At 66.5% G+C, this 9,541-nt stretch carries 10 protein-coding genes and 1 pseudogene; 8 read left to right on the top strand and 3 right to left on the bottom strand.

Annotation, left to right across the window (positions count from 1 at the left end):
• Nucleotides 1-127: 127 nt before the first annotated feature.
• The 3 genes from A8G08_RS10695 (at nucleotide 128) to A8G08_RS10685 (ending at nucleotide 1,722) form a co-directional block, all read left to right on the top strand.
• Complete coding sequence (locus A8G08_RS10695) at nucleotides 128-598, top strand: hypothetical protein (protein ID WP_068273557.1); 471 nt, start codon at nucleotides 128-130, stop codon at nucleotides 596-598.
• A 56-nt stretch (nucleotides 599-654) separates the two neighbouring features.
• On the top strand, nucleotides 655-1,080 hold the full coding sequence (locus A8G08_RS10690) for a PPOX class F420-dependent oxidoreductase (RefSeq protein ID WP_068273555.1): 426 nt from the start codon (nucleotides 655-657) through the stop codon (nucleotides 1,078-1,080).
• A 126-nt stretch (nucleotides 1,081-1,206) separates the two neighbouring features.
• Entirely contained in the window at nucleotides 1,207-1,722 is a 516-nt protein-coding gene (locus tag A8G08_RS10685) for a putative immunity protein (RefSeq protein WP_068273564.1), read from the top strand.
• 96 nt (nucleotides 1,723-1,818) lie between these two features.
• Here the strand turns inward: A8G08_RS10685 and A8G08_RS10680 are convergent, their stop codons facing one another.
• Both A8G08_RS10680 and A8G08_RS10675 read right to left on the bottom strand, forming a co-directional pair.
• Entirely contained in the window at nucleotides 1,819-3,102 is a 1,284-nt protein-coding gene (locus A8G08_RS10680; RefSeq protein ID WP_068273562.1) for an RNA polymerase sigma factor, read from the bottom strand.
• 18 nt (nucleotides 3,103-3,120) lie between these two features.
• Nucleotides 3,121-3,540 carry a YciI family protein gene (locus A8G08_RS10675; RefSeq protein ID WP_068273554.1) on the bottom strand — a complete coding sequence of 140 codons (420 nt, stop codon included), beginning with the start codon at nucleotides 3,538-3,540 and terminating at the stop codon, nucleotides 3,121-3,123.
• A 218-nt stretch (nucleotides 3,541-3,758) separates the two neighbouring features.
• On the opposite strand from A8G08_RS10675, the gene A8G08_RS10670 reads away from it, so the two are divergent.
• Both A8G08_RS10670 and A8G08_RS10665 read left to right on the top strand, forming a co-directional pair.
• Nucleotides 3,759-4,478: a DsbA family oxidoreductase gene (locus A8G08_RS10670; RefSeq protein ID WP_068273553.1), complete on the top strand. Its 720-nt coding sequence runs from the start codon at nucleotides 3,759-3,761 to the stop codon at nucleotides 4,476-4,478.
• A 66-nt stretch (nucleotides 4,479-4,544) separates the two neighbouring features.
• Nucleotides 4,545-5,921 carry an FAD-dependent oxidoreductase gene (locus tag A8G08_RS10665; RefSeq protein WP_157108508.1) on the top strand — a complete coding sequence of 459 codons (1,377 nt, stop codon included), beginning with the start codon at nucleotides 4,545-4,547 and terminating at the stop codon, nucleotides 5,919-5,921.
• A 14-nt stretch (nucleotides 5,922-5,935) separates the two neighbouring features.
• Here A8G08_RS10665 and A8G08_RS27100 read toward each other — a convergent pair whose 3' ends face one another.
• Nucleotides 5,936-6,079, bottom strand: coding sequence for a hypothetical protein (locus A8G08_RS27100; RefSeq protein ID WP_157108507.1), 144 nt, complete (start codon nucleotides 6,077-6,079; stop codon nucleotides 5,936-5,938).
• Between the two features lie 176 nt (nucleotides 6,080-6,255).
• Here A8G08_RS27100 and A8G08_RS10660 point away from each other — a divergent pair, with 176 nt between their 5' ends.
• The 3 genes and pseudogenes from A8G08_RS10660 to A8G08_RS10650 form a co-directional block, all read left to right on the top strand.
• The gene (locus A8G08_RS10660) at nucleotides 6,256-7,221 is read left to right on the top strand and encodes an LLM class flavin-dependent oxidoreductase (protein WP_068273560.1); all 966 of its coding nucleotides are present in this window, start codon (nucleotides 6,256-6,258) and stop codon (nucleotides 7,219-7,221) included.
• A gap of 121 nt (nucleotides 7,222-7,342) precedes the next feature.
• Nucleotides 7,343-8,632: an LLM class flavin-dependent oxidoreductase gene (locus A8G08_RS10655; RefSeq protein ID WP_068273549.1), complete on the top strand. Its 1,290-nt coding sequence runs from the start codon at nucleotides 7,343-7,345 to the stop codon at nucleotides 8,630-8,632.
• A gap of 89 nt (nucleotides 8,633-8,721) precedes the next feature.
• Nucleotides 8,722-9,541, top strand: a pseudogene (locus tag A8G08_RS10650) (hypothetical protein); the annotation flags it as partial.

Raw genomic sequence — 9,541 nt, 5'->3', positions numbered from 1 at the left:
ATCGGAAGCCGGGTCGACGTACCTCGCCGAGGGTTACACCGGGTGGCCACAACCCTGACGCACCGTAACGCCGGGCGAACGCAGCACGACACATTGCGGACCGCATATCTGTGGAACGGGAGCGCTCGTGAGCGTCTGGAAGCCTTTGATCGTCGTTTCGGCGGCCGCCGCGTGCCTTGGTGTTGTGCCGCCGCCGGCGGTAGCGGAGGAACCCCCGGTGCACCTGGCGGGCGCGACCTGGACCTTCGCGCACAACCCGCTGTTGTGCGGGGGCGGTTACATCAGGGTCGGCATGAGTTCTGGCCAGCCATCCGGGTGGGCCGTTGTCGGGATGAACGTCTACTTCGTCGGCCCGTTGCCGCTGCTCAACATCAATGCGAACAACTCGTGCACGATCAACGCCACGTTCCATTGGCGCAACGACGACACCGGCGCGCAAGGCTCGCTCTTCTTGCCGATGTCGGGGGCCGGATTCAACAACCAAATGCCGAGCAGCACCGGTGGATGGTTTCATCCGGGCCCGGGACGGGTGAGTGCCTTCGTCACCACGGACGCTGCGCACTATGTGTCAGCGACGGCGCAGGCGCCTATTCGCTGATGTTCGCAGCGCGCTGAACCGCTGCAATGCGGCGGTGTTTGGGATAGGCAGTAGGCATGACCGAATTCGATCCACGCTCACTGATCGCCGACAGCAGGATCGGCGTTCTCGCCACCATCAAGTCGAATGGTCTTCCGCAACTCTCCCCGGTGACTGCGGTCTACGACCGGGATTCGGACGTCATCTACGTCTCGATCGCTGAGGGCAGAGCCAAGACGGCGAACCTGCGCCGAGACCCGCGGGCGGCAATCGAGTTCACCAGCCCGGACGGATTCACCTGGGCGACCGCGGAGGGGAGTGTCACCCTGATCGGCCCGAGTACCGATCCGAACAGCCAGGAGGTCGACGCACTCGTGGAGTACTACCGGTACGCGGCGGGCGAACATCCCGATTGGCAGGAGTACCGCGACGTGATGGTCGCCGACAAACGGGTCCTGTTGGTGCTCAACGTCGGTCGTGTCTACGGGGCCAAACTGCGCTAGCGCGCATAACTTCCGTTGCCCCGCAAAGCTTTCAGCGTGCGGAACAGTGTGCGGGCGGGCAGAAAGTATGCGGCGCGTGGGGATAGCGCTGGCCGCATTTCGGCACGATGGGGTTAGCTGGTGGCGATGATCCTGCCCAAAGTCCGTGACCCCCGCTTCATCACCATCCGGCGCGGAGGAACGCTCACCGACGCGGACCATCACCTCCTCGCGCTGTGGGCCGCCACCTGTGCCGAGCACGTACTCGACCTTTTCGAGGCGGTTCAGCCGGACGACCCTCGTCCGCGTCAGGCAATCGAGCACGCCCGTGCGTGGGTGCGTGGCGAGGTCAAGATGATGGAGGCCCGCGCGGCGGGTGGCCATGCGATGGGTGCGGCCCGGGACCTGCGCGGTGCGCCGCGGTTTGCCGCGTACGCCGCCGGTCAAGCCGGGGCCGTCGCACATGTCGCGGCTCACGAACTCGGCGCTGCGGCTTATGCGATCAAGGCCGTGCGGGCGACCGCGCCGGGCGAGGAAGGTTTGGCTGCCGGACGGGTCGAGTGCCAGTGGCAGCGCGATCAGCTTCCGGAGGAGATTCGTGAACTTGTTCTGGACGATCAGCGGCTGCGTAACGATATCTGCTGGTCGACGTTCACCTCCTAGCGCCGCAGGGACGCTGAGCAACCACTCTTCACCCGTTTCAACGGGATCCCGCCGATCCGACCGCCGAGCGGTTGCCCAGCGCCGCGCCTATCGCCGTTATGCCAGCCCATCGATCTTGCGGCGCAAAACAACCCGCTCCTGCTCGTTCCCACACAGCTCCACCGCGCGCTCCAATTCCGCACGCGCCTCGGCGTCTCTCCCTAGCCGGATGAACAACTCGCCGCGCACGCTGGGCAGCAGATGCGAATTGGCCAACGCCCCATCCGCGGCGAGATCGTCGACGATCTTCAGTCCTGCCGCGGGCCCGGACGCCATGGCTACCGCCACCGCGCGGTTCACCTCCACGATCGGCGAGGGCGCCAGACGGCCGAGCGCCTCGTAGAGCAGGACGATCCGGTCCCAGTTCGTTTCGGCGACCGTGGGTGCGACCGCGTGGCATTCGGCGATCGCCGCCTGCAAGCCATAGGCGCCGAGGCCGCGTCCGACGGACTCAGCACGTTTCAATGCCGCCTGCCCCCGCCCGATTGAGGCGTGACTCCAGCGCGTCCGGTCCTGGTTCTCGAGCAGGATCGGCTCGCCGTCCGGGCCGGTACGGGCGGGGAAACGGGCCGCGGTGAGTTCGAGGAGCGCCAAAAGCCCGTGCACCTCTGGCTCGTTCGGCATCAGCCGGCTGAGAATCGTTGCCAGGCGTAGTGCTTCACCGGCGAGGTCGAGCCGAATCAGCGCTTCGCCGGAGCTGGCCGACGAACCTTCGGTGAAGATCACATAGACCACGCTCAGCACGGATCCGAGGCGGACGGCGCGTTCCTCGCGTGCCGGCACCTCGAACGGGACCCGGCTGGCGGCGAGGGTCTTCTTGGCCCGGGTGATCCGGGCTTGCACGGTAGCGGCGGGCACGAGGAATGCCTTGGCGATCTCGTCACTGGTGAGACCGCCGACTACCCGGAGTGTGAGTGCCACCTGGGCCTCCCGGGAGATCACCGGGTGGCACGAGATGAACATCAGTGCGAGCAGATCGTCATCGATCTGGTCCGGGTCCCACAACACCTCCGCGCCTTTCGCGGTCGAGTCGGCAGCTGCGCGCCCGGTGGCCGTGCCGCCCTCGCCCAACTCGTGCGCGAGGGCGGCATAGCGCTCATCGAGCGCTGAGCGGCGGCGGAATCCGTCGATGGCCCGCCGCCGGCCGACAGTGAGCAACCACGCCGCTGGTTTGTCCGGCACGCCATCGCGGGGCCAGCTCACCAGCGCCTCCGCCAGCGCCTCCTGTGCGAGGTCCTCGGCGAGCGCGAAGTCGCCGGTGTAGCGGGCGAGCGCGCCGACGATGCGTGCCGATTCGATGCGCCAGACGGCGCCGACCGCATCGCGACCCGTGGAGTCCACCGTCACCTGCCGGTCCGATCAGAGTTGGCCGGTGGCCTCACGCCACGCCCGCTCCTTCTGGATCCACTCATTGTCCTGCGGGAATTCGTCGATCGAGCTGACACGCCGGATCTCGGTCTTGACGCCGGGCACCAGGGCCGGGGCACGCTTCGCCCACTCGATCGCCTCTTCCTTCGAGGCGACGTTGAGGATGTAGAAGCCGCCGAACAATTCCTTGGTTTCGCCGTACGGGCCATCTGTGACCACTGGTGGATCGGAGTCGTAGTCCACGACCACGCCCTCTTCGGCGCTGTCGAGGCCCTCCGCGGCGACGAGTACGCCGGCCCGAATGAGCTCGTCGTTGTACTGGCCCATGATCTCGAGCATCTTGTCGAAATCGATCTGATCCATCGCTGCCCAGGACTCGTCCGTTGCGCGCATCACCAGCATGAACTTCATGGTCTCGCCTTCCTGTCGAAGATTCGGGCTCGCGATTGCCAGCCTCGCACCCCTAGGTCGAACGGGTGAATCAACGAATCGACAAGTCCGCGAAAATTCTTCTGGGTGCGGCACGATGACGTGCGTCACGCGCCAAAACGAGCGGGAAGGGGTCGAACCCGCGCGGTGTTGCACACAAACAGGACCCGGCGCGCCCGCCCGGCGTAGGAGAGGACTTCATGACTGTCACGGTCGACATCTGGACCGATATCAACTGCCCGTTCTGCTACCTGGGTAAGGCTCGATTCGATGCCGCGCTGCGGGAGTTCGAGCATCGCGAAGATGTGCAGGTCGTCCATCGGTCCTTCGAACTCGATCCGACACAGCCCGCTGACACGAGCCGGCCGGTCGAGGAGCACGTTGCGCGAAAGTACGGGATCACCGTCGAGCAGGTTCAGGCCAATGAGCGCGGCATCGCCGCGCAGGTCGAGCAGTTCGGCCTGCCTTATCTGGCGGGCGGCCGCGACGTCGGCAACAGCTTCGATATGCACCGGCTGCTGCATTTCGCCCGTGAACTCGGCCGGCAGGAAGACCTGCTCAACGCGCTCTACGCGGGCAACTTCGCCGAATCAGAGCCTGTCTTTGGCAGCCACGAGCGGCTGGTCGGCATCGCCGTTCGGGCGGGTTTCGACGAGACGAAGGTCCGTGCCGTCCTCGCCGATCCGCAGGCGTACGCCGACGCGGTTCGCGGCGACGAACAGGAGGCCGCCTCGCTCGGGGTTAACGGCGTGCCGTTCTTCGTCTTCGCCGGCAAGTACGCGGTGTCCGGGGCACAGCCGCCGGAGGTATTCACCCAGGCACTGCAGCTCGCCTGGGGTGATCGACTCGTTCCGGTCGGTGCAGAGGAAGCCGAGACCTGCGGTCCCGACGGCTGCGAGGTACCGACCGACCGCGCCTGAGAAATTCGCCACGAATACTCTCGGTCAAGCGCCCATATCGAGGCGCGATCGACCGTGGAGGTAGTGGTGGCGAGACTCGGCGAGCATGCGGTGGTCCTGGGCGCAGGCATGGGTGGGCTGCTCGCCGCCCGCGTTCTGTCTACGCACTACGACCGCGTCACCGTGGTGGAGCGCGATGAGCTTCCCAACCAGCCGGAGGCGCGCAAGGGAGTGCCGCAGGGACGCCATGTGCACGGCCTGCTCCCTCGCGGTAAAGACCTGCTGGAGAAGTTCTTCCCCGGTCTGGTGAGCGAGCTCGTGGCCGACGGCGCTGTGGAATGCGATGCGCTGCAAGAGGTTCGGTTCAACCTCGCCGGATACCAACTCAAGCGCATTCCAACCGGGTACACCGCGCTACAGGCGAGCCGTCCGTTCCTCGAGCATCACGTGCGGCGGCGCGTGGCCGCGTTGCCAGGCGTCGTCATCCGCGACGGGCTCGACGCGGCCGGCCTGCTGCACGACTCGGCGGCCGGGCGGGTCATCGGCGTGCGGGTCTGGGATGCCGACCACAGCACCGAGGAGGATCTGCGCGCGGGTCTCACGGTCGCCTCGATGGGACGCGGGAGCGCGGTCAACACCTGGTTGGATGGCCTCGGCTATGGCCGTCCTGCCGAAGAGGGCGCAGAGATCGACATCGTGTACTCCAGCGCTTATGTCCGGTTGCCCGAGGGTGCGCTCGCCGGAGACAAAATGATCACGATCGGTGTACGTGACATGCCGCCGCGCGCGTTGGCGCTGTTTGCCGTCGACGGCAACCGGCACATCCTGACGCTCATTGGGTTCGGCGGCGAGCGGCCACCCCGAGACGCCGAACAATTCGCCGAGTTCGTCGGGACGTTCGCGCCACGGGATGTGTTCGACGCGATCAAGAATGCCGAGATCCTCAGTCCGGTATCGACATTCAGGTACAAGGCAAACAAGCGGCGCCGCTACGAGCGGATGACGGACTTTCCCGGTGGCCTGCTTGTCACAGGTGACACGCTGTGCAGTTTCAGCCCCGTCTACGGGCAGGGCATGACGGTCGCGGCCATTCAGATGGACGTGCTGCGGCGCTGCCTCGCCAGGGGCGACCGCCACCTTGCCCGCCGCTTCTACCGCCGGGTGACCTCCGAGATCGACAATGCCTGGCGGCTCACCGTTGTCGCCGACAACGCAATGCCGCACGTTACGGCGGATTCGGTGCCGGACCGGGTCGCGGCGCTGGCGCTGGATCCCATGCTCGCCGCTGCCGCGCGCGACGGGATCGTGGCCGAAAAACTGTTCGGGGTCATCGGGTTGGTCGAGTCGCCGACCGCGCTATTGCATCCGAAGGTGACGAGCCGGATCGGTGTGGCAAATGCGTTCGCTCAACTCGATCGCTCAGCGTTGGCGGCGGCCCGGCTGGTCCGGAGCATGCGGCAGTAGTCGTCGCCCCGGATTCAGCGGGACTGGTCGAGCGCGGTGCGCAGTCCGGTCTCCGACTCCGCGAATATCCACGAATCACGCAGCAAGGCACCGAAAAGCGCTCGGGCTCCGCTGATCGGCGAGCGTACCCAGCGTGGGCGCAGCCGTTTCGAGTCCATCGGGTTCCCTCCCGCTCTGCTGCGAAAGCTAGGCCATGGACTGCACCGATGCGCCGGTTCGGCTCGAGCTGATCCTTATATGCACTCGCGGCGACGTTAATTCTTGTTGCCGCGCACCGACGGTGATGGGCTTGCTGGTGTTCGTACACAAACGACCAGAAGTCGAGGAGGCCATCGTGAGTCGCCGTTCCGTCGTCGGCGTGGCCGTCGACGCTGCCTTGTCGGCAGCCCTGGTCGCTCCCGATGCCGCGGGCCTGCGAGTCGATTTCGGCGCCGTGGTCGAGTCGTCGGGGGTCGATTTCCTCATTGTCGGTGGCGAGCGGTTGATCAGATCGCGATCGAATTCGGTGACGATCGACCCGACCGTCGTGGCCACGGTTATTGCGCGCCATACCGAACGGGTCGGGCTCGTGGTCGCCGCAGCACCGCGTCGCGAGCATCCGTTCAATATCGCCCGGCGGTTGGCATCGCTGGACCACGGCGCGCACGGCCGGGTGGGTTGGCTCGTTGGTCCATTCGATTACTCCACGCCCCGTTACGAGCAGGCATGGACGACGGCGGGTCCGCTCGTGTCGACCGTGGACGCCGTGGCCATCGCGCGCGAATTATGGGGGAGTTGGCCGGCGGCAAGCATCGTGAGCGAAGCGGATCGCGGCGTTTTCGCCGAATCCGAGCGGATCACCTATATCGACCATGTCGGGGCATACTCCGTGTCCGGTCCGCTGAACGTGCCCGAGCCGCCGCAGGCGCAGCTGCCGGTGTTTTGGCGTCCCCTCGACGCTGCCGAGACGGCAGCCGCCCGGCGCACGGCGGATGTCGTCATCGTCCCGAATGAAGCTGTAGCCCAAGGACATCGGTCAAGTTTCGACCCCGACGCGGCACGCGATCAGGTGCTGCTAGTCGATCGCCACTGGCGACCCGGTGCGGCGATCGACTCGGACTCCGCCGCCGATGGCGTCATCGTGCACGGGATGACGGTGGATTCGTACCGGTTCGTGCTCGGCGAACTCGCGCGAAGCTCGTACTTCGATGACGCGACACCGACATTGCGCGACCGGCTCGGCCTCGCCTGGACCGAGTCCGTGACGGTGGGAACCAGATCCATGTTCCCCATTGATGGAGCGAAAGGGGCTGCGTCGTGACGACGGTCGAATACAACCCCGCCGCTGATAAAGCGCGCGTTGTCGGGGATCTCGTCGTGAACGGCAGCCAACTGCCCGACACCGGGTTCTTCTGAGCAGAGGTTGAGAGGAGATCAGTGGGATGAGCCGTCGTGATCACGCAATTCTGAACGTCAATGTGCTCGACGTCGGTGTGGCGCCGGGCGCGTGGACCCTTGACGACGTGCACGCACGGTCGTTCGTCGATCTCGATCATTTCGTCGACATCGCACGGATCGCCGAACGGGGAACACTGGACGCGTTCTTCCTCGCGGATGGCCCGGGCTTCTGGGAGAACCCGCGGGTCAAGCCGACCAGGGCGCTCGAGCCGTCGGTGATCCTCGGTGCGGTCGCCGCCGCCACCGAGTCGCTCGGGCTGATCGGGACGGCATCCACCACGTTCAACGATCCGTACGATCTGGCCGAGCGATTCGCCACCCTCGACCTGCTCAGCGGCGGTCGGGTCGCCTGGAATGTCGTGACGACGTACTCACCGACGGCGTCGACGAACTTCGGCTTCGAGACCATGCCCGACAGGGATGAGCGGTACCGGCGCGCGGAGGAGTTCGTTGCGCTGGTCACCTCGCTGTGGGAGAGCACGCGCACCGGAGTCCCCGTCGCACACCACGGCGAGTTCTTCCGCGTCGAGGGCGCACTGCGCGTGCCCGCTTCGGCCCAGGGGCAACCCGCGCTGATTCAAGCGGGCGGGTCCCCGGCCGGCCGGGAACTGGCCGGCCGCAGCGCGCACGGAGTGTTCTCGGCGGAGTTGACTCTCGATGCCGGAATTCGGCACTACCGGCACGTGAAGGATGTCGCACGCACGGCGGGCCGTGACCCGGGCGAGGTCAAGATCCTTCCCGGTCTGATCACCGTCATCGGCGCGACCGAACGCGAGGCGATCGAACGGTACGACCGATTGCGCGCGCATGTCTCCGAGGGATTCGGGATCGAGCGACTCGCGATCACGCTCGATGTGCCCGTCTCGGCGCTGGACCTCGATGCGCCGGTTCCCGAGACGCTGCTCGACGCGCCTGCCGATCAAGCCAACTACGGCGGCTCGATCGGCTTCCGGGAATCCGTTGTGGCGCTTGCCCGCGAACGGCGACCGTCGGTTCGGCAGTTGCTGCGCGAACTGAGCGGAGGCAGTGGGCACCGCGTCGTCATTGGCACGCCGGAACAGGTGGCGGACACCATCGAGGAATGGTTCCGTGCCGGCGCGGCCGATGGCTTCAACCTGATGCCCGACGCGTTGCCGTCCGGTTTGGCAACTTTCGTCGATGAGGTCGTGCCGATTCTGCGTCGGCGGGGGTTGTTCCGGCACGAGTACGAGGAGACCACGCTGCGCGAGCGGTTCGGTGTTGCGCTGCCCGGCGATCGAGCGCAATCGGCCTAACGCAACTGTGCTCCAGCTGCTGCGCTTCGGACCGCAGCGGGCCTGTCCGGTGATACGGTCACGGCAAAATCAGGGGTGATCGGAGGACGATGGTGTCTCTTGCGCGGGCAATTGGACGATGCGCCCTCGCCGTCGTCACTGTGGCAAGCGCGATCGGAATCGGCGCCGCCGCATCGAGCACCGCGACCGCCCAGCCTGCCCCGCCGGACTCACCGCTGTGCGCATGGCGGTTCATGTCCAATGGACAGGCACTGAATGTCGCGTTCCCGGACACGAACGCCACGTACTGGGTGCTGCCGTATGCGCTGCGCCCCGGCGACCGGATCGAGTTGTCCGGCACCTACCCGAAGGCGCGCTACTTCTCGCTCAATACCTACGGCACCCGACTCGACACGGTCGACACCCTGCGCGACGCGCAGATCGCGCCGGACCCGGGCAGCGTCAACCCGTTCGCCACGACCCAGACCGGCGTGGGCGGAATGTGGCACGCGACGGTGGTCAACGGTCCGGCGGACCATTCCCGCAACGAGATGTCGGCGCTGCCCACCGGCGACGCCGCCCAGGCCGGACCCGTCGGATTCCTGATCCTGCGCGTTTACGTGCCCAACGACGCGGCGTCGGCGGCCGGGGGAGTGCCGCTGCCGGATGTGAAGCTCGTGTACGGCGGCAACACCATTCCGATGCCGACGTGCGCGCACACCTTCGACCCGTCCAACGCGGCTTCCGGTCCGGTGGGCGCAATCGTCAAGGAGGCCATCAACCAGGCGATCGCCCGCGCGGCATCCAGAGCGTTCACGCCCGGAACGCCCGAGGCGGTGTTCGTCTCTCCGAAGAGCACCGCCAGCTTGTTCCCCAACGGCGACAACAAGTATCTCGGCGCCGGTTTGACCTACCAACCGGGCCGCATCG

It is taken from the genome of Aldersonia kunmingensis (assembly GCF_001646865.1).
In the GTDB taxonomy this organism is placed as follows: Bacteria; Actinomycetota; Actinomycetes; order Mycobacteriales; family Mycobacteriaceae; genus Aldersonia; species Aldersonia kunmingensis.
Note: the sequence above shows the minus strand (reverse complement) of the source record. Positions and strands in the feature narration are given on the sequence as shown.

Excerpts from the sequence above, each read along its gene's own strand:
- A8G08_RS10690 (WP_068273555.1), top strand. The coding sequence starts at position 655 with ATGACCGAATTCGATCCACGCTCACTGATCGCCGACAGCAGGATCGGC.
- A8G08_RS10685 (WP_068273564.1), top strand. The coding sequence starts at position 1,207 with ATGATCCTGCCCAAAGTCCGTGACCCCCGCTTCATCACCATCCGGCGC.
- A8G08_RS10675 (WP_068273554.1), bottom strand. The coding sequence starts at position 3,540 with ATGAAGTTCATGCTGGTGATGCGCGCAACGGACGAGTCCTGGGCAGCG.
- A8G08_RS10670 (WP_068273553.1), top strand. The coding sequence starts at position 3,759 with ATGACTGTCACGGTCGACATCTGGACCGATATCAACTGCCCGTTCTGC.
- A8G08_RS27100 (WP_157108507.1), bottom strand. The coding sequence starts at position 6,079 with ATGGACTCGAAACGGCTGCGCCCACGCTGGGTACGCTCGCCGATCAGC.
- A8G08_RS10655 (WP_068273549.1), top strand. The coding sequence starts at position 7,343 with ATGAGCCGTCGTGATCACGCAATTCTGAACGTCAATGTGCTCGACGTC.